At 37.9% G+C, this 22,326-nt stretch carries 16 protein-coding genes and 1 tRNA gene; 11 read left to right on the top strand and 6 right to left on the bottom strand.

The window, feature by feature from the left end; all coding sequences use genetic code 11:
* Positions 1–22: 22 nt before the first annotated feature.
* The 10 genes from G9X63_RS05160 (at position 23) to G9X63_RS05115 (ending at position 11,303) form a co-directional block, all read left to right on the top strand.
* On the top strand, positions 23–706 hold the full coding sequence (locus tag G9X63_RS05160) for a M15 family metallopeptidase (protein WP_252624747.1): 684 nt from the start codon (positions 23–25) through the stop codon (positions 704–706).
* A 94-nt stretch (positions 707–800) separates the two neighbouring features.
* Complete coding sequence (locus G9X63_RS05155) at positions 801–2,153, top strand: TolC family protein (RefSeq protein WP_252624746.1); 1,353 nt, start codon at positions 801–803, stop codon at positions 2,151–2,153.
* Between the two features lie 358 nt (positions 2,154–2,511).
* Positions 2,512–3,909: an efflux RND transporter periplasmic adaptor subunit gene (locus tag G9X63_RS05150; protein ID WP_252624745.1), complete on the top strand. Its 1,398-nt coding sequence runs from the start codon at positions 2,512–2,514 to the stop codon at positions 3,907–3,909.
* A gap of 76 nt (positions 3,910–3,985) precedes the next feature.
* Positions 3,986–4,059, top strand: a tRNA-Asn gene (locus G9X63_RS05145).
* Between the two features lie 870 nt (positions 4,060–4,929).
* A complete protein-coding gene (locus tag G9X63_RS05140) occupies positions 4,930–5,790 on the top strand; it encodes a DUF3347 domain-containing protein (protein ID WP_252624743.1) in 861 nt (286 codons plus the stop codon).
* On the top strand, positions 5,790–6,350 hold the full coding sequence (locus G9X63_RS05135; RefSeq protein ID WP_252624741.1) for a helix-turn-helix domain-containing protein: 561 nt from the start codon (positions 5,790–5,792) through the stop codon (positions 6,348–6,350). The genes G9X63_RS05140 and G9X63_RS05135 overlap by 1 nt, the downstream gene beginning before the upstream one ends.
* A 100-nt stretch (positions 6,351–6,450) precedes the next feature.
* On the top strand, positions 6,451–7,164 hold the full coding sequence (locus tag G9X63_RS05130) for a heavy-metal-associated domain-containing protein (RefSeq protein ID WP_252624740.1): 714 nt from the start codon (positions 6,451–6,453) through the stop codon (positions 7,162–7,164).
* A gap of 2 nt (positions 7,165–7,166) precedes the next feature.
* Positions 7,167–9,395: a multicopper oxidase domain-containing protein gene (locus tag G9X63_RS05125; RefSeq protein WP_252624739.1), complete on the top strand. Its 2,229-nt coding sequence runs from the start codon at positions 7,167–7,169 to the stop codon at positions 9,393–9,395.
* A 52-nt stretch (positions 9,396–9,447) separates the two neighbouring features.
* Entirely contained in the window at positions 9,448–10,008 is a 561-nt protein-coding gene (locus G9X63_RS05120) for a DUF2911 domain-containing protein (RefSeq protein ID WP_223130141.1), read from the top strand.
* Between the two features lie 425 nt (positions 10,009–10,433).
* A complete protein-coding gene (locus tag G9X63_RS05115; RefSeq protein ID WP_252624738.1) occupies positions 10,434–11,303 on the top strand; it encodes an alpha/beta hydrolase family protein in 870 nt (289 codons plus the stop codon).
* A 330-nt stretch (positions 11,304–11,633) separates the two neighbouring features.
* Here G9X63_RS05115 and G9X63_RS05105 read toward each other — a convergent pair whose 3' ends face one another.
* The 4 genes from G9X63_RS05105 to G9X63_RS05090 form a co-directional block, all read right to left on the bottom strand.
* Positions 11,634–12,017: a hypothetical protein gene (locus G9X63_RS05105; RefSeq protein ID WP_161566399.1), complete on the bottom strand. Its 384-nt coding sequence runs from the start codon at positions 12,015–12,017 to the stop codon at positions 11,634–11,636.
* Positions 12,018–12,096: 79 nt separating this feature from the next.
* Positions 12,097–14,127 (bottom strand): heavy metal translocating P-type ATPase, encoded by a 2,031-nt coding sequence (locus tag G9X63_RS05100; protein ID WP_252624737.1) that lies wholly within the window; start codon positions 14,125–14,127, stop codon positions 12,097–12,099.
* A 25-nt stretch (positions 14,128–14,152) separates the two neighbouring features.
* Positions 14,153–15,409 carry an efflux RND transporter periplasmic adaptor subunit gene (locus G9X63_RS05095; RefSeq protein WP_252624736.1) on the bottom strand — a complete coding sequence of 419 codons (1,257 nt, stop codon included), beginning with the start codon at positions 15,407–15,409 and terminating at the stop codon, positions 14,153–14,155.
* Between the two features lies 1 nt (position 15,410).
* Positions 15,411–19,808: a CusA/CzcA family heavy metal efflux RND transporter gene (locus G9X63_RS05090; protein ID WP_252624735.1), complete on the bottom strand. Its 4,398-nt coding sequence runs from the start codon at positions 19,806–19,808 to the stop codon at positions 15,411–15,413.
* 18 nt (positions 19,809–19,826) lie between these two features.
* Between G9X63_RS05090 and G9X63_RS05085 the strand changes: the two genes are divergently transcribed.
* Positions 19,827–20,045: a hypothetical protein gene (locus G9X63_RS05085; RefSeq protein WP_252624734.1), complete on the top strand. Its 219-nt coding sequence runs from the start codon at positions 19,827–19,829 to the stop codon at positions 20,043–20,045.
* A gap of 46 nt (positions 20,046–20,091) precedes the next feature.
* On the opposite strand, the gene G9X63_RS11120 is transcribed toward G9X63_RS05085, so the two are convergent.
* Complete coding sequence (locus G9X63_RS11120) at positions 20,092–20,406, bottom strand: DUF6660 family protein (protein ID WP_329958174.1); 315 nt, start codon at positions 20,404–20,406, stop codon at positions 20,092–20,094.
* A 130-nt stretch (positions 20,407–20,536) separates the two neighbouring features.
* Positions 20,537–21,901 (bottom strand): DUF3987 domain-containing protein, encoded by a 1,365-nt coding sequence (locus G9X63_RS05080; RefSeq protein ID WP_252624733.1) that lies wholly within the window; start codon positions 21,899–21,901, stop codon positions 20,537–20,539.
* Positions 21,902–22,326 lie beyond the last annotated feature (425 nt).

Here is a 22,326-nt window from a genome sequence, read left to right as displayed (position 1 = left end):
ATTTAGGGAAAATTCCGTCAAAATGAAGAATCTATTCGCTAAAGCAGTCCTCATGCTGCTAATTAGTCTATCAGTAAAGGCTCAAAAAACGACTTGTGCTGCCGAATTATCCATGCAGAAACAGGGGCTACAAGAGGTTACGTCCCATGTTCCAGGCGTTTTAGTTGAATTAAAATATGCGACAACTGATAATTTTATGAAGAAGGACGTGTATGGTTGTTTGACGCATGCGTATTTACAAAAAGAGACGCTGGCGATGTTGAAGAAGGCGCAGGAGAATTTGGAAAAAGCGCATCCTGGCTATCATTTGTTGATTTATGATGCGGCCAGACCGCTTTCGAAGCAGTGGGAACTTTGGAATACCTTAACGGAATATAGTCCAGAAAAACGCCGGACCTATGTGGCGGATCCCAAGGAGCATTCGATTCACAATTATGGAAGTGCGATCGATTTGACGGTGGCGGATGAGACAGGAAAGCCGCTGGAGATGGGGACGAAATATGATTTCTTTGGCGAAATGGCCTACCCGAAAGAAGAAGCGAGGTTATTGAAGGCGGGAAAATTAAGCCAAAAAGCCATCGATAATCGCCTCATTCTACGCAAAGCCATGAAAAGTGCGGGCTTTATGCCCATCGAATATGAGTGGTGGCACTTCAATGCTTTTTCGCGCAAAGTGGCAAAAGAAAAGTTCTCCGTTATACCATAAATGGGGTTTCATCCTGAAGCCTTGCCGTTTATCCTAAAATAAGGAGCGGCTTTCGCGGGATTGTTTACCTTTGCATACATTTTATTGTTGACCTATGTCTTTAAAAATATTCAGTCTTTCTGCTTTGCTTTTGGCCAGCGGAATATCAGCGACAGCTCAGAACGCTTCAGCGATTCAGGCGAACGGAAATACAGTTCAATTATCGCTTTCGAAGGCGGTTGAAATCGCGTTACAACACAATCTAAATGTGAAGTCTTACGAGGTGAGTTTGCGCAACGCACAATTTCAGTTGCAGCAGTCGAAGAACAACGCCTTGCCTAATTTAAGTGCGAATATTAACCAATCTGCTTCTTTTGGACGTAGTATTAACCCCTTCACGAACGGCTACGATTCCCGTAACATTAATTACAATAACCTGGGTTTAAACGCAGGAATGCTTGTTTTTAATGGGGGCCAAATCCGTAACACGGTTCTCCAAAACGATTACAACCTGAAGGCATCGCAAGAAGATTTGGCATCCATCAAAGAAAATATCTCTCTACAAGTGGTGCTTTCGTACTTAGCCATTTTGAATTCGGAAGATCAATTAAGCATTGCGAAGTCACAGACTGAAATTACGAAATTACAGATTTCTCGTACGGAGAAATTGGTGAATGCGGGCTCCCTTGCCCCTTCTAACCTCTTGGATTTGAAAGCGCAGTTAGCGAATGAAGAATCGAACGTGGTGAGTTTCCAGAGCTCTTTGGACCTCAATAAATTGACCTTAATTCAATTGTTAAATGATTCGAGCATTTCGGCCATTTCGTTACAACGCATTCAGGTTCCTACGCCTAGTTCTAACGGATATGACACGGGAATGGATGATTTATATGCCAAAGCTTTGGCGATCCAGCCTCTAGTGAAAGCCGCTGATCTACGTGTACAAAGTGCCTTAAAAGGTATTTCGGTGGCCAAAGCAGGTACCATGCCTACCCTATCCCTAAGCGCAAGTATGTCTGCGAACCAGTCGAATGCCTTAACGATGGGCTACTTTGATCAATTAAATAATACTCAAAACAAGGTGATTTCGCTAGGATTAAACATCCCGATCTTCGCGCGTTTTGCGAACAAAACGAGAATTGCACAGGCAGGTTTACAACGCGAGAACGCTTCGATTGAAGCCTCAAAAGCGCGCTTAACGCTGCGCCAAAACATCGAACAAGCCTACGTTAATTTAAATAACGCGGCGATGAAATACGAAGCAGGCCTTTCGCAAGTATCCGCTTTAGAAGAGTCTTTCCGCGCAGCTGAAAGCCGTTTTCAAGCAGGAACAATCGATTTCGTAAGCTATAACTTACAAAAAACGAATTTAGACAAGGCGCGCTTGAGCTTGGTACAATCGAAATATGACTTCGTGTTTAGAACGAAGATTTTGGATTTTTATCAAGGGAAGAGTCTGGTTTTTTAGTTGCAAAGCAACTGAAAAACCATAGTCGCCGCGTTGCGGCTTAGTCACCTCTACGAGGTTTAGTCAAAGAGTCGAATAGGTTGACTTTTTTACTAAGACGAAGTCAACTAGATTGCGGAGCAATGACTAAACAACAAAGTCGTGACCCATTGACTAAATCGCGAAGCGATGACTAGAAAAAGAATTATAAACAATAAATAAAGTTACAAAGACTAAGACGAAGTCGACCAAACTGCGAAGCAGTGACTAAATCGCATCGCGATGACTAAGCCGTGGCGCGGCGACTAGATCGCGAAGCGATGACTCATTGACTAAGCGACGTAGTCGCGACTAAGTCACAAAGTGACGACTAAAAATTATGGCAACAAACAACAACAGTAAGCGGACTTGGATGATCATCGGAGGCGCGGTGGTATTGATTTTTGGTGGATTATTTCTAGCCAAAAAAATGGAATGGATCGGGAAAGTAGAGCCTACAGAAGTAGAGTTCGCGAAGGTTTCTCGTTCGACGATCATTGAAAAAGTAAGTGCGTCTGGAAAGATCCAGCCGGAAGTAGAGGTGAAATTATCGCCCGACGTTTCTGGGGAGATTGTTTCCTTGAACGTAGCGGAAGGCGATTCCGTAGTGGCTGGCCAGGAATTGTTGAAGATTCGTCCTGATAACTATGTGTCTCTTTTGGCACGTGCAGAAGCACAAATGAATGCGACGAAAGCAAACATGGAGCAAAGTAAGGCAGTGTTAGCCCAAAGCGAAGCACGTCTTTCTAAGGCCAAAATCGACTACGATCGTAACGCGAAATTGCACAAGGATAAAGTAATCTCTGATGCGGACTTTGACCAATTCGTATCAGCCTATACAGTAGCTAAACAAGATTTGGAAGCGGCAAAAGCAAACGTAAACGCCGCGAATTACAACGTTAAATCTTCACAAGCGACCTTAAAAGAAGCGAAAACGAATCTAACGAAGACGACGATTTATGCCCCACAAAGCGGTATCATCTCGAAGTTAAACGTAGAATTAGGGGAGCGTGTCGTAGGAACGTCACAAATGGCGGGAACAGAAATGTTGCGTATCGCGAACTTGAACAAAATGGAAGTACGCGTAAACGTAAACGAAAATGACATCACTCGTGTAAGCATCGGCGATACCGTATTAATTGATGTAGATGCATTCTCTTCAAGCGAGCGTAAGTTCAAAGGGGTGGTATACGAAATTGCGAGCTCAGCGAATTCAAGTGGAGCGTCTGCTGTTTCAAATGATGCAGTAACGGAATTCGAAGTGAAGATTCGGGTTTTGCGTTCATCTTATGCAGATTTAATTAAAGGCAAATTATCGTATCCTTTGAAGCCTGGAATGACAGCGTCTGTGGAGATTTTGACCAACAGAAAAGAAAACATCGCTACGGTACCTTTATCTGCAGTAACCACTCGTGAGATCGGTGCTGAGGTGAAAGAGGGCGAAAAGAAGGAAGAGGACGGAACGAACGCGACGAACTCTAACGATGCCTTAGAAGCGAAGAAACGCAAGGAAAACACGAAAGAAGTAGTATTCGTGATGGAGAAAGGTAAAGCGAAAATGATCCAAGTGAAAACAGGCATCTCAGATTTTGAAAATATCGAAATCGTGAACGGCTTGAAAGACGGACAAGAGATTATCGCAGGGCCATATGCGACAGTTGCTAAGAAGCTGAAAGAAGGAGACTTAGTGAAGAAGAAAGATCCGAAAGCAGCAGAAAAGGCCGCTGACAAGAAATAAATTCAAAAAAAACAGGGGGCTATCTTGCATTTAATGATTTAGCCCCCTATTTTTGCAGTCCCAATAGGAACAAAATTCCTTCTTAGCTCAGTTGGTTAGAGCACATGACTGTTAATCATGGGGTCCCTGGTTCGAGCCCAGGAGAGGGAGCAAACAAGAAAGTCACTAGAAATAGTGACTTTTTTCGTTTAAAATCCATCCATATTTCCTCTATTCAACGATTTTTGTGGTTCGAGCCCAGTAGAGGGTATGGTGGTTTTAAGACCTTTTTCTAAGAGGATTATATCTGATATTTTCGTTTTGTGCCAAGAATGTGCCAAGAGTTGGTTTGGATATTGGAAATCCGACAAGTGTTTTTCTTTTAACTTCGTTTAAATTGGAGGTAGTATTTGACATTCATCACTTTTTCATTCATTGTAAGAAATTGCACGTTTTATCATTAATTGTGAAATTAGTATAACAGCACTTTATTTGAAGGAAGTATTAAAATTTAGAGCTAATTCATTAAAAATTGAAACAAATTCGTACTTTTATCGTTATAAGTACCATGTTGCAAAAATTTCACATACTTCTCATAATTACATTTCTTGGCTGCCTAACCGTGCCCGTGAAATCCTATGCGTGTGGAACAAAGCACACTAAAGAAGAAAAATCATGTTGTTTGAAAGAAAAACCTGAGAAATCTAATAAAGATAATTGTTGCGGAAAACACAAAATGACCGGACAAAACGAAGGGAACAGTTGTGGAGGGAATTGTGATAATTCTACGTGCAGTTGCCCATCACCTTTCTCCACATTGGTAATACCTGATTTTTTAGTAAAATTCAATATCAATACATTCACAGCTCGCAATTCAGTAAAATCGTTTTATAACCAAACTTACCATTCATCAGGTTTTGGTTACATTTGGACACCCCCCAATATAGGTTAATTTATTACCTTGACAGCCATTGGTCTGTCTTATCGGAAGCAAAGTATTGCTTTAAAAATCAATTGTTTTTTACGTAAAATTATTAAAAAATGAAATCAATAAAATTATTGATGGCAATAACATTATTGCTATCCATCTCGACATGTTTTGCAGAAATTAAAAATGCCAAGGTAGAAACTGTTCACATTTATGGAAATTGTTCTATCTGTAAAAAGACCATCGAATCGGCGGCCAATGTAAAGGATATTGTTCAGGTGGAATGGAATAAGGATACAAAAATGGCCTTCATAACCTATGATGAAAAGAAAACAAATCAGGATGAAATTCTAAAACGAATTGGTTTGGCAGGTTATGATAGCGACAAATTTCTCGCTCCTGACAATGTTTATGCTAAACTTGAAATTTGTTGCCAATATGAACGGACAGGAAAAGTTGTTGCAAAAGTTGAAGAATTAAAAGCTGTAAGTCTTGATGTGGAAGAAAAAGTTGTCATGCCAATTTTAGTAACAAAAACACAAGGAGTGCAACTAAAAGAGGTCTTCGATTCTTATTTTGCAGTCAAAGATGCTTTGGTAAAAACGGATGGTAGCTTGGCAGCCACCAAAGCTGTTTTGCTGTTAAATTCTATAAACGTAGTTAAAATGGAAAATTTAACGAATGAAGAACATGTAGAATGGATGAAAGTGATGAAAGATTTGATTTTTGATGCGGAACATATTTCGGAGACCAAAGATGCCAGCCATCAAAGAGACCACTTTACATCTCTATCTAAAAACATGTATTCGGTGATGAAAGTCTCAAAACAAGAGACACCAACATATTATCAATTTTGTCCAATGGCTAATAAAGGAAAAGGTGCAAATTGGTTGAGTAAGGAGAATATCGTTAAAAACCCCTATTATGGTTCTAAAATGTTGGGATGTGGTAAAACTGTTGAAACAATAAATTAATGAAACTATACATTAAAAACATGGTTTGTAATCGATGTAAAATGGTAGTGAAGTCTGAGCTAGAAAAACTTGGACTTCACCCAATTCACATTGAGTTAGGTGAGGTAGAAATAAAAGAAGAAAATATAGATTCCATAAAATTGGATGTAATCAGTGTCTTCAAGTCTGTTGGGTTTGAATTAATTGATGACAAAAAAGGTAGAACAATTGAACAGGTAAAAAATCTAATTATTGAATTGGTTCATCACAAAAACAATGACTTAAGAGTTAATCTTTCTAATTATTTATCTCAACACTTAAATCAAGAATACAAATCTCTGAGTAAGCTTTTTTCGGTAGTAGAACAGCAAACCATTGAACAATTCTTTATCAAGCAAAAAATTGAAAAAGTAAAAGAATTGCTCATGTATGAAGAATTAACATTGAGCCAGATTGCATACCAATTGAATTACAGTAGTGTTGCGTATCTAAGTAATCAATTTAAAAGGGAAACAGGTTTTACAACGTCCTATTTTAAACAACTTAAATCAAGTAAAAGAACCGGTATTGACAGTGTATAAGACAGGAAATCTTATAAGATTTCTAAAAAATAACGTAACGTCACGATAGTTTTAATTTGGGAAATTTGCGTTTTATATAACTCTGTTTAAAAACACAAATATGACACATACATATCAATTAACTGGAATGACTTGCACAAGTTGTGAAGCAAAAGTAAAATCATTGTTAGAGAGGGTTGAAAATGTAACCAATGTTGAGGTTTCTAAGGAATACGATTCGGTTACAATTTCAATGGATAGGCACATCAACTTGTCAAATTTCCAGAAAGTATTAGATTTAAAATATACCATTTCTGCAAAACAAAACATTGAATTAGAGGAACAAGCAAAATCGTGGTTTCAAACTTATGCTCCAATTTTACTGATTTTTCTCTATGTCTCTACCATTACTTTATTGATACAACTGAAAAGCGGACATTTTATTTTAATGGAGGCGATGCAGCATTTTATGGCTGGGTTCTTCTTAGTGTTCTCATTTTTCAAATTGTTAAATCTAAAAGGTTTTGCTGAAAGTTATGTCATGTATGATGTGGTAGCAAAAAAATTCCCCTTTTGGGCATATTCATACGCTTTTGTAGAGGTTGGCTTGGGTATTTCTTATCTTTTAAATTACAATCCTTTAGTAACAAATGCCTGCACGTTTGTGGTCATGAGTATAAGTATAATAGGTGTTTTGCAGTCAGTATTTGATAATAAGAAAATACAATGTGCTTGTTTGGGGGCAGTTTTTAATTTGCCAATGAGTACTGTGACAATTATCGAAGATGCATTGATGATTGTAATGAGCGGATATATGATTTTAAATTTATTTTAAACATGAGATTGATACCAATAATTGCCATTTTTGTCCTGTTTTCACCAACTGTTTTCGCCCAAAAAGTTGTTCGTTATGACCTTAACGTAAAAGACACCTTAGTGCATTTTGCTGGCAAAGAAAAACGAGCTATTGCAGTTAATGGTCAAATACCTATGCCTACTTTGACTTTTACCGAAGGCGATACGGCTGAAATACATGTTCATAACCAGCTTAAGGAGGAAACCTCTTTGCATTGGCACGGTCTATTTTTACCCAATAAAGAAGATGGGGTTCCCAACCTGACACAAATGCCCATTCGGCCAAATACAACTCATATCTATCGTTTCCCAATTATTCAAAATGGTACTCATTGGTATCACTCACACTCAGGGTTACAGGAACAAATAGGAATGTATGGCAATTTTGTCATGTTAAAAAGACCCAATGACCCAACCTTTAGAAAGGGAATAGATGACTTACCAACGCTTCCCATCGTATTGAGTGAGTGGACTAATCTCAACCCTGAGAATATCCATAGGATGCTGCATAATGCTAATGATTATCCTGCATTGAAAAAGAACTCGGTTCAAAGTTATGGTGAAGCAATATCAGCCGGTCATTTTAAAACTAAAATGAAAAATGAGTGGAAGCGAATGATGGCGATGGATGTGAGTGATGTCTATTATGAAAAAATATTCATGAATGGTCACCCAAGTTCTGAACTTAAAAGTATCTCAGGAAATGAGTTGAAAGGCAGAGACAAGGTTAGATTAAGAATTTCAAATGGGGGTGCATCATCCTATTTTTGGCTGACTTACGCCGGTGGTAAAATTACAGTAGTCGCAAATGATGGCAATGATGTGGAACCGGTTGAGGTAGACAGATTGATTATTGCGGTATCGGAAACGTATGATATTATTGTCAATATTCCAGCAGATAAAACCGCCTATGAATTCTTAGCAACGACGGAAGACCGGACTAATTCAGCATCCATTTATATTGGAAATGGAATTAAACAGTTGAAATCACCTTTACCCCGATTAAAGTATTTTGAAGGGATGAAGATGATGAATGACATGATGAAGATGAATGGCGAATTGGATGATATGGGTATGGCCATGAGTTTAAATCAAATGGATATGAATGTGGTGATGTATCCTGAAATAACTGGCGATGCTAAGCCAAAACAAGATGACAATGACCCCAATCGTTATAATGCCAATGCACTGGGAGACATTGTTACCCTGAATTATGCCATGCTGAAGTCCCCTAGCATAACAGCATTGCCCAAGGATGCTCCAGTAAAAGAATTGTACTTTAAACTCTCCGGTAATATGAATCGATATGTTTGGAGTTTAGACAATAGGGTCGTTTCAGAAGCCGATAAAATCCTTATCAAAAAAGGAGAAAATGTTAGAATTATTCTCTACAATGGTTCCATGATGCGCCATCCGATGCACCTACATGGGCATGATTTTAGGTTACTTAACGGTCAAGGACAAAATGCTCCTTTAAAAAACATTGTGGATGTTATGCCGATGGAGACGGATACATTAGAATTTAACGCCAATGTTGAAGGTGATTGGTTTTTCCATTGTCATATTTTGTACCATATGATGAGCGGAATGGGTAGGGTATTAAGTTATGAAAATCAGATGCCCAATCCATTGATTCCTAATCCAAAACTAGCGCAACGGAAACTGTTTGCAGACGACCGCAAGTTTCATTTTATGGCTGAGAATGATTTTGCAACCAACGGTAATGATGGAATGGCCATGTTACAAAATACGAGGTGGAGCATTGGTTCAGAATGGCGATTGGGCTATCATGATTTTCACGGATATGAGGTAGAAACACATATTGGTAGATATGTTGGGAAAATGCAGTGGTTAATGCCATTTATTGGCTTTGATTGGCGTTATAGAAAGTTTGGAATAGATGAACAGGAAACAAATCTATTTGGGCAATCAAATAGTAAGGACCTAAGAAGTCTTGTTACAGTCGGCGTAAATTACACGTTGCCATTACTCATTGTTGGACAAGCTGAAATCTATCAGGATGGAAATATTCGTTTTCAACTTATGAGAGAAGATATGCCTATTACCAAACGACTTAGAGTGAGTTTTATGCTTAACACCGATAAGGAATACATGGCAGGTTTTCGTTACATCGTAAACAAAAACATGGGCATTACATCACATTATGATAGTGATATGGGATTGGGTGCTGGAATAACTTTTTCTTACTAAAAACTTTTTAATTGTCTATTGAGATAATTTAACTTCAATAAAAAACAAAATCATGAAAAAAAACATTGTTTTAAACCTCTTGTTGACATTACCTATTGGCGTTTTTGCCCAACACCAAAACCATCAACCCAAAGTCGATACCAGTCAAACAGCAGTCAAGCCCAAAAGTCCAAAAATGACGGCAATGGCAATGGTAGGCACAAATCATGTACATATAGAATACGGTTCACCGAGTGTGAGAGGGCGGAATATTTGGAATGGTTTAGTTGCCTTCAATCAAGTATGGTCATCGGGAGCTCACAAAGCTACTTGGATAGATTTTGGTCATGATATAATGGTTGAAGGTAAAGTTATTACAAAAGGTAAATATGGATTTTTTACTATTCCTGATAAAGAAACGTGGACTTTGATTTTGAGTAAAACGTGGGATATGCACTTATCGGACGATTATAAAGAAGAAAATGACATCATCCGAATTAAGGTAAAACCCTTCAAAAGCGATAAATTAGTTGAAGCCCTTACGTATGAAGTAATGCCGACCAATGCTAACGAAGGCAAAATAAAATTGAGCTGGGAGTATTTGAATGTTGAGTTTCCATTTAAAAACAAGTAACTGATTTTTTTGGAAAGAAATGACTGATTTCCAACGTCCAAACCAAGCCTTTGCACATTCTTGGCACAAACGGAAAATCACGGTTATAATCCTCTTAGAATGGACACTTATATTTTGAAATATTCACTAAGTAAATAAAACCGTCAAAATATAACATCTGACCCATTTTACTTTCGAATCTAATCGTACGCTAATTGATTAAAATCGGTTTCAAATATGATGGTTTTGCAATTACCATATTAAAAATTAGGGAATTAAATTGACCCATCTATTTTTGATTACTGCTCCCCTTACAGACGAAAGATGCAGCTATAATGTGATGATAGAGTATGTGACTATTAGGAAATTAAAGGGTTGAACTTCGTGTCAATTTGCAGAAAGTGAATGCTTTGTCTTTCCAAAATGAAATTAGTTACCTTTAAGGTATGATGAAAGTTATCTTTTTATTACTCATACAGACGGTCATTGTTAATCAAGGTTTTGCCCAAAAATTTAACCCTGTTATAAAACAAGATATTATAATCAATAGTGAAGGGGTTAATCTTGCAGGAACTATATATAAACCTAAAAACGCTTATGCCTCTGTTGTAGTTGTACACGGTTCGGGCCAAGAAACAAGAATGACTGAATTCGCTGAGTTACTTGCAAATAATGGAATTTCAGTACTTACCTATGATAAACGGGGGGTTGGTAAATCTGGGGGAGTTTATGCTGGTCCAGAGGTTGGAACAAATAATGTTGATTCCCTTAATATCAATTTATTAGCCAAAGACGCACTTGCTGCATTGAATAAAATAAAAAATTATAGTAATGGTACGCCAATAGGACTTCTAGGTTTCAGTCAAGCTGGATGGATTATTCCTATTGCAGCAAATAATAATCCACTTGTGAATTTTATGGTTTTATTTAGTTGCCCTACAATCACTTCCCTTGAACAACTTAGGTTTCAGTTTTATACCAACGGGAATACTGATTTTTGGGTAAACCATACTGAAGAAGACACTCGAAACCATATCAAAAACGATTCAGACCGTTATCAATTTATCAGTACTGACCCAAAGGTTGCTTTAAGAAATATTTCGGCGCCATCACTTTGGCTATTTGGGGAAAAAGATATTCAGATTCCCGTAAAATTATGTATTGAACAAATCAATACCCTTAAATCAGAAGGAAAACCATTCGAATATACTTTATTCTCAAATTTAGGACACAATACTGCATTTACTGATGACAAATCCCCTGTAGAAAATGCTATTAACTGGATAAAGGAGAAAACTAAAAATTTCAAACCTTAAAATATTTTTAGTTTAAGTGTCTGATTAAAAGATGCAAAACTTAACCCGCTGATAGACAACAAAAAAGGCGACATTTCTGTCGCCTTGTGCACTTGTGCTCCCCTTACAGACGAAAGATGCAGCTATAATGCGATGATTGAGTATGTGACTATCAGGAAATTAAAGGGCTGAATGCTATATATAAATTCTTTAGCGGTTTTGATATTTTAGTTAAAGAAAAGAGTATGTAAATATCTACCTGGTGCAAGAATGGCAAAACTTCCTGCAATGATAATACCTCCGATATATAACCTAATCATTGAATTTTTGTGTGTTTTAATATCCCCTCGTTTAATTGCAAACCAAGCCTTTGGGACAGTATATATAGTTAAAATGCTCAGAAGGTGAAGTAACCCAAAATGATTGAAAATCCGTTGACCTACTTGAGCTGGTATAAATAAAGTTAAGATGCCTGTAATAATGTTGGGCAAAGTATTTACATTCGGTAAGATTTATTGAAATGAGAATTGCATTTTCTTTGGCAGGTGCAAAATCCGTGTAAAGCCAATTACCATAATGCAGTTCGCTTTCGTCAATGATGCCTTCAATTGCTCCGTTTAAATCGTCTTTGTGTATTGGGCAATACCCATCTTGCTTTGAAGTATAAAAAGCAAATTCAGCCTCTTGCACTGGGGCTGAAAATGGGATGATATTTAATTGAAGTGTCTGCTGCATAACTTACTTGTTGTGTTGTTTATTTATAAATTATATTGATGGTTGGTTCCTCACTTTGTTTTGTTTGAATATTACAAATTTAAAACTTCATCCGTTGTATTCGCACCGCATTTAATATTGCCAATAAAGCCACTCCAACATCCGCAAAAACGGCTTCCCACATGGTGGCTAAACCACCTGCACCCAATACCAATACAATGGCTTTTACTGCAAATGCTAAAATGATATTCTGTATTACAATGCCCCTGGTGGCTTTGCCTATTTTAATGGCGGTGACAATCTTTAAAGGCTGGTCTGTTTGTATCACTACATTGGCTGTTTCTATTGCTGCATCGCTGCCCATTGCACCCATTGCAATGCCCACATCGCTTAAAGCCAATACGGGTGCATCGTTGATGCCATCGCCTACAAATGCAATGATTTTTGTCTTGTCCTGTTTTAGTTCTTCTACTTTCTGTACTTTGTTTTCTGGTAGCAAATCGCCAAAGGCGGTATCAATGCCAATTTGTTTTGCTACTTTTTGGGTAATGGAATTTTTATCGCCACTAAGCATTATGGTTTGTTTAATGCCGTTGAGGTGCATTTGCCTGATGGCTTCCTTTGCATCCTCTTTTACTTCATCGGCTATCAATACATAACCTGTATACTGGTTGCCTATGGCTACCAGTACAATGCTTTCTATAATTTCGTCAATAGCTGCATCGTATGTGATATTATATTTCTTTAGCAGTTTTGTATTACCTGCCAATACTTCTTTCCCGTTCACATTTCCCTTTAAGCCATGCCCTGAAATTTCTTCTATCTCTGTCGCCTGGTAAGTTTGTGTTTCGTTCTTTTCATACTCGGCAATGGCTTTGGCAATAGGATGTGTTGATTTGCTTTCTAATGCAGCTAATGTTTTTATGAAATCTGTTTTGTCCATTCCATTAGTTACAATTGCCTGCACTTTAAAAACACCTGCCGTTAGTGTGCCGGTTTTGTCCATCACAACGGTATTTATTTTGGTCATTAACTCTAAATAATTAGAACCTTTAAACAAAATACCATTTCTTGAAGCCGCACCTATGCCGCCAAAATAGCCCAATGGAATAGAGATAACCAATGCACAAGGGCAACTGATAACTAAGAAAATTAAAGCCCTGTACAGCCAATCATTAAACACATAATTGCTTAGAACAAAGTAGGGAACCACCACCAATGCTACTGCCAAAAAGAAAACGATAGGTGTATAGATTTTGGCAAATTTTCTTATCAGCAATTCTGTTTTTGCCTTTCTTGCAGTAGCATTTTGCACCATTTCCAAAATCCGTGCAAGGGAACTATCGGCAAATTTTTTGGTTACTTTCAGTTCAATTACTTTATCAAGGTTTAGCATACCTGCCAATACCTGTGCTCCTTTATAAATAGATTTTGGTTTGCTTTCTCCTGTAAGTGCTGCGGTATTGAAGCTGCTGCCCTCACTTAACATTTCACCATCTAACGGAATTTTTTCGCCTGCTTTAATTTGTATGGTTTCGCCTATTTCTACTTCTTCGGGTTTTATTTCTTCGTATTTATTATTCCTTAAAACGCTGGCAGAAGATGGACGGACATCTAATAAGGCTTTGATATTGTTTTTTGCTTTATTAACTGCTGCCTTCTGAAACAATTCACCAACGGCATAGAATAACATTACCGCAACACCTTCGGGATATTGACCGATGGCAAAAGCCCCCATAGTGGCCAATACCATTAATGTAAACTCGGTGAAGAACTCTTTTTTAAGACTGGCTTCCCATCCTTCTTTTATTACCGGTAAACCAACAGGTAGGTATGCAATAGCATACCATGCAAGGCGTACATAGTTTGTAAAGAATGAGGGTTTGAAATAATTATCCAACGCAATGCCAATGAGCAACATAACGAAACTGATAATGGCTGGCAGGTATTGTTTCCATACACTACTATGAGCTTGCAATTGGACTTTATCTTGTCCACTATCAATGGTTTTCTTTTTATGCAGCAGTTGTTCTGCACCTGCTTCGGTATAGATTTTTTCTTCTAATGTGCAGCAGGTCATCCTGCCTTGTTCATCGTAAGTATGCTTATGATTTGGGGCTGTATTTATCATTTTATGAAAATTGATTTAGTTATTATTATTCTTCCTCTTTACCACCACTGGTTTTTGATAATACATAAAATGCACCTTTGGTTGCAATCCTTGCACCTTTCGGTATTTCTTCCAATGGCGTAATTTCTATGTAGCCCAATTCTGTTACACCTGTGGTTACTTCTATCTTTTTAAACTGAATATGCTTTTCAGCTTTGGCTTCTGTATTCTTTTCTGACTTTTCCCCTGCTTCCTTTTTTTCAGCCTTCTCTTTACCTTCGCTTTCCTCATCCACAACCATAAAAATATATTGCTTGCCTTCTGCACTTACCACTGCATCAACAGGAACTGCCTGCACTGTTTGATTACCTACATTAATCAATGCAGATACATACATACCCGGTAACAATTTGATGCCGCCTGTATTGTTGATTTTGGCATGTACAATTACCGATTTGTTTTCATTTTCAAAAGATTGATTGATACCGTAAATAGTACCTGTTATTTGCTTATTGTTCTGATTGGATAGAATGAACTCTACTGTCTGCCCATTCTTTACTTTAAACAAATCCTTTTCATACACCTGCAAATCACAATGAACTTGTGAGTTATCTACAATATCCATTAAGGAGGTTTGCATATCAATATAGCTGCCTGTTTTTATGGGAATATGCCCTATTACACCACTGATAGGTGCAGTGATGGGAATTTGATTTACAAAATTCCTGTTTGCTACAGATGCAGGACTGATGTTTAATTGCTGTAATTGTGTTTCTATCCCTTTCAGCCTTGCTTTATCCGTTTCATATTTGGATGCTGCCTGTTGAAACACTTTTCCTGTACCTGCACTTTCGGTATTCAGTTCCTTTTGGCGTTGGTACTCCTGTTCAGAATAAACAAATTCTTTTTTCAGCATGAGGTAGTCCTGCTGCAACTTCACAATGTCTGTGTTTTCTAATATTGCTACTGTTTGCCCCTGGCGAACATAGTTGCCTTCCAACACTAATATTTTTTTAATGATGCCGGACACCAATGAATTTACATCGGCTTTATTTTGTGAGGGCACTTCCAATTGTCCGCTTGACTTTACCACACTGTTTAGATTTTTCATTTCTATTGTACCTAACTCAATGCCTACGGCTTTCATTTGCTCCTCCGAAACTTCTATGGTTTCTGAATGGGTTTCCTCAACTTTAGTTGTTTCTTTTGTTTCCGTTTTATTGCCCGATTTGCAGGATGTAAAACCGATTGCAACTACAAAGAGTGCAAATGCTATGATTGATTTTATATTTATTGACTTCATTTTATTTATTTCCTTTTAAGTAGTTTAACAATATGATGGACTGATTGAACTGGTTTACTGCATCAGTGTATTGCAGCCGGGTATTGATAGCGGTTTGCAGGTTTTGGATGTACTCCATATACCCAATTTCGCCTTTGGTATATGCTGTGTTTGAAATCCTGATAATATCGTCTGCCTGTTTTAAACCTGTGGTTTCGTAATACTGCAAACCTTCTTTTGCTTTCAGGTATTCGTTGTATTGCACTGCATAACTACTTTGCATGTATAGCAAGGTTTGCTGCCGTTCTGTTTCAATCAACGTATTATTAATTTTGGCAGCTTTTATTTTTGCTTTTTGTGAACCAAAGAATAACGGCACTCCAATACCTACCTGAAATCCTGCTATCCTTGTACCAGGGAAATAATTACGGTTAATTTTTGCTGGGTCAAACCCTTTGATAATAGCCTGATGATAATAGCCCACATTCAAATCAGGAAGTAGCTTGCTTTTCTCCAAATTTATTTGTGATGTACTTACATTCAGCCGTTGATTATAATACTCTATCAGCGGATTTGATTTTATTGCAGCCGTGTCAAACTTGTAATCATCCGGCATCTTGGGTAATTCATTTTCTTTTGGCATTACCGGTTCGGATGTATTCAGCCATTTCTGCAATACCAATTGATAACTGCTTAATGTTGTATTGGCTTGCTTTAACTGCAATTGGTTTTCTTTGTATCTGCTTTCGGCTTGCATTTTCTCCAACTGGTTTGTTTCACCTGTATTATAGCGAAGGGTAGCCCGTTTGAGAAAGTTGCTGTAAATACTATCCTGCTGTTGCAACAGCTTTATTTTTTGTGAACTATAAACCAAATTGTAATAGGCTTCGGTTACTTCTTTTATTATTTCATTCTGTGATAGCAATTTTGATTTTTGTGCTAATAATGTTTCCTGTTTCAGTAGTTTATTTTGATTAGCATACACAGTAGGGAAAGCAATGGTTTGAGTAATGCCTATGCTGTTATCAATATTGCCGCCACTTGTTGGGTCTTGCACTAATTGCAGGTTTGTTTTATCAGGATTAAAACCTGTTTTTTGCAGTACCTGAGATTGCCGAATGTATAGGTCGGCTCCCTTTATTTGCAGGTTATTTTTTAAAGCTATATCAATACATTCCTGTAAAGTTTTTTGATTGCTTTGTGCATAAGATTTTTCTGCAAACAAACTGATGAATGTAAACAGCAACAACACAGCCGCTGTATTGCCGGGGAGTTTTGTTTTTTTCATTTTATTTAGTTTGAAATTAATTTTAGTGTTGAATAAAATGTAGAGTGCAGGAAGTACAAGCAAGGTGAAAAGCGTAGCTGTAATTAAACCGCCAATAACTACGGTGGCTAATGGCTTTTGCACTTCACCACCTGCACCTGTGGAAAGTGCCATTGGTAAAAACCCTAATGATGCAACTGCTGCCGTCATAATTACAGGACGCAGCCTTATGGCTGTACCTTTTCTTACCCTTTCATATATATCGGTAATGCCTTCGTCTTTTAACTGGTTGAAGTAACCAATCAATACAATGCCATTTAATACTGCTACACCAAACAAAGCTATAAAACCAACACCTGCCGAAATACTGAATGGCATACCTCTTAGCCACAAAGCAATGATGCCACCAATGGCGGATAATGGAACTGCGGTAAAAATCAGGAATGATTGTTTTACACTGTTGAAAGTAAAGTAGAGCAATACTAAAATGAGTAATAATGCTACCGGCACTGCAATACCTAACCTTGCCTTTGCTTCTTTCAGGTTTTGAAACTGACCACCATAGGTATAGTAATAACCTGAAGGTAGTTTTAGTTTTTCATCTAATATGGGTTGTATTTCTTCTACCGTGCTTTCAACATCTCTGCCATGAACATTGAAACCTACAAAAGTTCTACGCTGCCCATCCTCATGACTTATTTGTGCAGGGGCTGTTTTGAATGAAATATTTGCTACCTGGTTAATAGGCACTTTGTTGCCTGATGGCAATGGCACATAAAGGTTTTCAATATTGCTGAAGTCTTTCCGCAAATCTTTTTGCAACCGTACTACCATGTCAAACCGTTTATCTCCTTCAAACACAACACCTGCCACATTTCCTGCAAAAGCAGTTTTCAGCACCATGTTTACATCACTGATGTTTAATCCGTATTGTGCAATTTTATCACGGTTATACTCCACTTGTATTTGTGGCAAGCCGCTTATTTTTTCTACAAAAGGTTCACTTACTCCTTTTACATTTTTTATCAAACCTGCTATTTTATTTGCCTGAGCATTCAGTATTTCCAAATCTTCACCATAGATTTTTATTGCCACATCCTGTTTGATACCTGTAATTAATTCATTAAACCGCATCTGCATTGGTTGTGTAATTTCAAAATTTACACCGGGTAAAATGCTTAGTGCTTCTTCCATTTTTTCCATCATTTCTTCCCTGGTATGTGCAGATGTCCATTCTTCTTTAGGCTTCATGGAAAGCATCATATCGGCTCTTTCTATCGGCATCGGGTCGGTTGGAATTTCAGAACTCCCTATTCTTGTTACCGCCTGTTTTATTTCAGGAAACTTATCCTTTAAAATTTTCTCCGCCTTGCCAAATGTTTCTACTACCTGCGTTAATGATGTGCCTTGTGCCATGCTTATTTCAACGGAAAGGTCGCCTTCTTCCAATGTGGGGATAAACTCACCGCCTAAGCTGTGGAACAGGATTAAGCTGCCGGCAAATAATACTACCATAGCAGCCACAATAGTTTTTTTCCAATGCAAAGCCCAATTGAGTAATGGTGTATAAAGTTGTTGCAAGAAATCAATTATTTTATCTGATATATTGCGTTTATGTATTGCCTTTTTACTAAGGAACAATGCACTCATCATTGGCACATAAGTCAATGAAAGAATAAATGCCCCTAAAATAGCAAAGGCAACTGTTTGTGCCATTGGCCTAAACATTTTGCCCTCAATACCAACTAAGGCAAAAAGGGGCAGGTAAACAATCAAGATGATTATTTCGCCAAAGGCAGCACTATTACGGATTTTGGATGCAGCCTGAAATACTTCTTCATCCATTTGCGGCTGTGTAAGTTTTTGCAAATCGACATGATGATGTTTACTCATGTAAATGCGGTGTACAATTGCTTCTACAATAATTACCGCACCATCTACTATAAGCCCAAAATCAATAGCTCCCAAACTCATCAGGTTGCCACTTACACCAAATAAATTCATTAAAATGATGGCAAAGAGCATGGCTAAGGGAATAACAGAAGCTACTATAAGACCTGCCCTTAGATTTCCTAACAGCAACACCAATATAAACACTACAATCAGTCCTCCTTCAATCAAATTCTTTTCTACCGTACCCATTGCCCTGTTTACTAATTCTGTTCGGTCAATAAATGGTTCTATTACTACGCCTTCGGGCAATGATTTTTGTATTTGTGCCATTCGCTGTTTAACATTTGTAATTACCTGTGCAAAGTTTTCACCTTTCAGCATCAGGGTAATACCTGCCACTACTTCGCCTTCACCGTTTCTTGTAACTGCACCGTACCGTGTTGCACTGCCAAACTGTACCGTTGCCACGTCCCGGATTAATACAGGAATGCCGTTTACGTTTTTTACAACTATTTTTTCAATATCACTTAATGACTTTACCAGTCCCAAACCACGAATGAAATAAGCATTGCTGCGTTGTTCTATGTAGCTGCCCCCGGTGTTTTCATTGTTACTCTCTAATGCTTTGTAAATTTCAGGTATGGTAATATTCATTGCATTGAGCTTGTCGTTATCCAAAGCAATTTCATATTGCTTTACATAACCACCCCAACCGCTTACTTCTGCCAAACCTTCTGTACCTGCCAATTGCCTCCGCACAATCCAATCCTGCATGGTACGCAAATCAGTAGCGGTGTATTTGTTTTCAAAGCCTTTTTTGGCATGAATGATATATTGATATATTTCACCCAATCCCGTAGTAATAGGCCCCAAAGTGGGCTCACCCAATCCTTGCGGAATTTGTGCTTCGGCTTCTTTAAGTCGTTCACTTATTTGCTGCCTTGCCCAATAGACATCAGCATTGTCTTTAAAAACAATTGTGATTACGGATATACCACTACGGCTAATGCTCCGCTTTTCAATTACATTGGGAATATTTGCCATTGCCAACTCAATAGGTGTGGTAATAAACTGCTCTACCTCCTGAGCACCTAATGTTGGAGCTTGTGTAATTATCTGTACCTGGTTGTTTGTGATGTCGGGCACGGCATCAATTGGTAACCGCATAGCGGATATAACGCCCCAAATAATGAGAGCCAATGTAAAAGCCCCCACTACAAGTTTGTTTTTTATTGAGAACTGAATTATTTTTTGAAACATTGAAAATTTTATTTGTTTATGAATTTTATGTATTGGTTAATCCTTGCAGCAATAGCGAACAACATCAAGATGCATATTATCGCTATCCCTACCGCTTTGAATACCTGCAAAAGAGTAAGCGGTTTACGCTTTTTCTTTTTGCTTTTAATGGACAATTTGTTTTTGATTTATATGATTAATCACGGCTATAAACCGGGAAGCATACCACAACGTAAAATGAATTACATCAAACTATAAAGCCTGATGAATAGCATTAAGGAAACGAAATGTTGTGATTTGTAGATTAACCTATCTTAGGCGGTTGCCAAACAGAATGGAAGTCGTAGGAGTTAAACACTATTTCGTAATGAAACTTCACAGATTGAAATAGCATTTTAGGCATTTTGTATAATGCCAAAGGCTGATAAAAAGCTGATGCAGGACAGTGGGAACAAGTACAGAAGGGAGTACAGGCTTCGTCACCAGTTTGGTGTTGTTGTTGCTGAGTAGTAGCAGAAATCTTTTGCTCAGCCATTACATTACGCTCCTGCCTGTCAATGCATGGAAGGCATGACAGCACCAAAAGGTAAATGCTCATTATGAAGGCAAAAAATTTCATTGCGGCAAATATAAGCAGAAATATGAAAGGTTGTACCCCCAACCTGCAAAACTTGCAAAGTCTTCAAAGTCTGCAATGTGTAGAAGGGTTTGAACTGGTGGGGCAAAAAAAAACCCCCGAAGGAACAGTTTCAAATGCGTTGGTATGAACCTGCTTTGATTTTGGTAAGGGTGTACCCGGTTGCAGATTTTAGCACATCATCAACCGTTCTGGCAGATAGCTTAAATTTAGTGCCTACTTCGGTTGCTTCCTTCCTTGTAAATTCTTGGGGCAAAGCCTCAAAGAATTTGCGTTTGCCATCGCCTGAATGAAACTGCATGGTTTCATTTTGCTTGGGTAGGTTATTGAACATTAGTAAACTATGCTCTAAGTAGGTTTGAACTATTAGTAAGACTGTATTAAAATCTTCATCGGTACAAATAATTGTAGCGGTCATTTCTCCATTTTCAAACTTTCTTAATGCTGATAGTATCATACAAAGCCTAAAGAAAATTAAACCCATACGATAAACTACCCCTGCTGCATCTTCACTGGTGAATGTAACTACCTCTGAAAGCATTAAAGGAAATTCTGTATTGATTGTGAGCCATTGTGAGGGGGTTAATTCAATTGTAGTGTGTGATTGTTCCATTAAACTTATCAAGCCTAAAACCTGTTCAGAAAGTGCCTCAAAGTGGTCGTTAAAAACAATGGTGTTGCTCTGAGGTGATGGGTCTTGCCATTCAATTTTATTTTTATAGTTATAGAATAAGAAACGGCTAAACAAACCATCTTCTGCGGATGATAATAACCTGGGGGCTTGTGCAGGTGTGCCTGTTAAGGCCACCGCCAAACATGGGTCGTTTATTTCATCGTATTGGTTATCCGTTTTTCGGGTACTTGATACTGTTTCGTGGTGAAATGCAGTTCTTAGAATGGTTGAATAATCGCCCCAATCCTGTTTTTTTGCTCCACTCATTGTATCGGCTTCTGTTTCGCAAATAATGCCTTTGCCGTCATTGGCTTTTAAGTGTTCTATCATTCTTGCCTTACTGCAATCGGCTGGAATGAATACTATTTTGAAAGGTGGCTTTTCAGGTTTTTCGGGTGCTGGCTCTCCTTTGCTCTTGGTACGTTCCAACTGTTTAAAATCTGCCATTTCATTCTCATGTACTTTTTGAGCATCCCTGCTTTGCTGTAATATCTTCTGATGGTACTTGTCCGCTAATCGCTTTGCATTTTTCAATACTCCTTTGCCACTTGCTGCCGGTGCAATGATGAAAGTGTACAAGTGAGGAAAAACTCTTTCCTGAAAATACACACCAGTTACGTTTGGTAAACAACCGCTAAGAATAGAAATAGCACCAGTAATGAATACATCTCTTTTACGTTTGTCGGTAAATGCCCTCGCACCTTCTTTAATGATATTAGGCAAAGCCTCAAATACTTCGTCAGGGATTGTAGGAGTAGTTTTTAAATAATCTTCTAAAGGGTCTTCATCTGTTTGAGGGTGCAACTGCTAAGACTATCAATGCGACTCTTTTGACTTGCGATGGAGATTTTGACCACATTCCAAATTCTATGCTGAAGGTTAAGAAGTTTGAGTACGCCAAAATAAACATAATTTGACAGTTGGATGAAGAATTATACCAATAAACATTACAGCTCAAATAGACTTAATCTTGATATTAAAAATATGTACACTAGACTTTTAGATACAAATAGTCCGGCCATAGATAAATTCTGTCAAGAGCATAAATACATTTACCGTTATTTGCCTTTTGAAAGATTTTTGGAGGTACTTCATAAAAAGCAGCTTGCATTCATATCGCCAATAAAATGGAATGACCTCTTTGAGATTTACTGGTGAGTTTTTTGGTGAATTCACTGCATGTAAAAAATCAAACTTGTTACCGGGATGATTAAATTGGAAACGTGGTC

The sequence above is a fragment of the Aquirufa antheringensis genome (assembly GCF_023921165.1).
Taxonomy (GTDB): domain Bacteria; phylum Bacteroidota; class Bacteroidia; order Cytophagales; family Spirosomataceae; genus Aquirufa; species Aquirufa antheringensis.
This window is presented reverse-complemented; position numbering and strand designations above follow the sequence as displayed.

Coding starts and splice junctions, on each gene's coding strand:
- G9X63_RS05160 (WP_252624747.1), top strand. CDS start 23: ATGAAGAATCTATTCGCTAAAGCAGTCCTCATGCTGCTAATTAGTCTA.
- G9X63_RS05125 (WP_252624739.1), top strand. CDS start 7,167: ATGAGATTGATACCAATAATTGCCATTTTTGTCCTGTTTTCACCAACT.
- G9X63_RS05090 (WP_252624735.1), bottom strand. CDS start 19,808: ATGTTTCAAAAAATAATTCAGTTCTCAATAAAAAACAAACTTGTAGTG.
- G9X63_RS05100 (WP_252624737.1), bottom strand. CDS start 14,127: ATGATAAATACAGCCCCAAATCATAAGCATACTTACGATGAACAAGGC.
- G9X63_RS05135 (WP_252624741.1), top strand. CDS start 5,790: ATGAAACTATACATTAAAAACATGGTTTGTAATCGATGTAAAATGGTA.
- G9X63_RS05155 (WP_252624746.1), top strand. CDS start 801: ATGTCTTTAAAAATATTCAGTCTTTCTGCTTTGCTTTTGGCCAGCGGA.
- G9X63_RS11120 (WP_329958174.1), bottom strand. CDS start 20,406: ATGAAATTTTTTGCCTTCATAATGAGCATTTACCTTTTGGTGCTGTCA.
- G9X63_RS05130 (WP_252624740.1), top strand. CDS start 6,451: ATGACACATACATATCAATTAACTGGAATGACTTGCACAAGTTGTGAA.
- G9X63_RS05120 (WP_223130141.1), top strand. CDS start 9,448: ATGAAAAAAAACATTGTTTTAAACCTCTTGTTGACATTACCTATTGGC.
- G9X63_RS05105 (WP_161566399.1), bottom strand. CDS start 12,017: ATGCAGCAGACACTTCAATTAAATATCATCCCATTTTCAGCCCCAGTG.
- G9X63_RS05095 (WP_252624736.1), bottom strand. CDS start 15,409: ATGAAGTCAATAAATATAAAATCAATCATAGCATTTGCACTCTTTGTA.
- G9X63_RS05115 (WP_252624738.1), top strand. CDS start 10,434: ATGATGAAAGTTATCTTTTTATTACTCATACAGACGGTCATTGTTAAT.
- G9X63_RS05150 (WP_252624745.1), top strand. CDS start 2,512: ATGGCAACAAACAACAACAGTAAGCGGACTTGGATGATCATCGGAGGC.
- G9X63_RS05140 (WP_252624743.1), top strand. CDS start 4,930: ATGAAATCAATAAAATTATTGATGGCAATAACATTATTGCTATCCATC.
- G9X63_RS05085 (WP_252624734.1), top strand. CDS start 19,827: ATGAATTTTATGTATTGGTTAATCCTTGCAGCAATAGCGAACAACATC.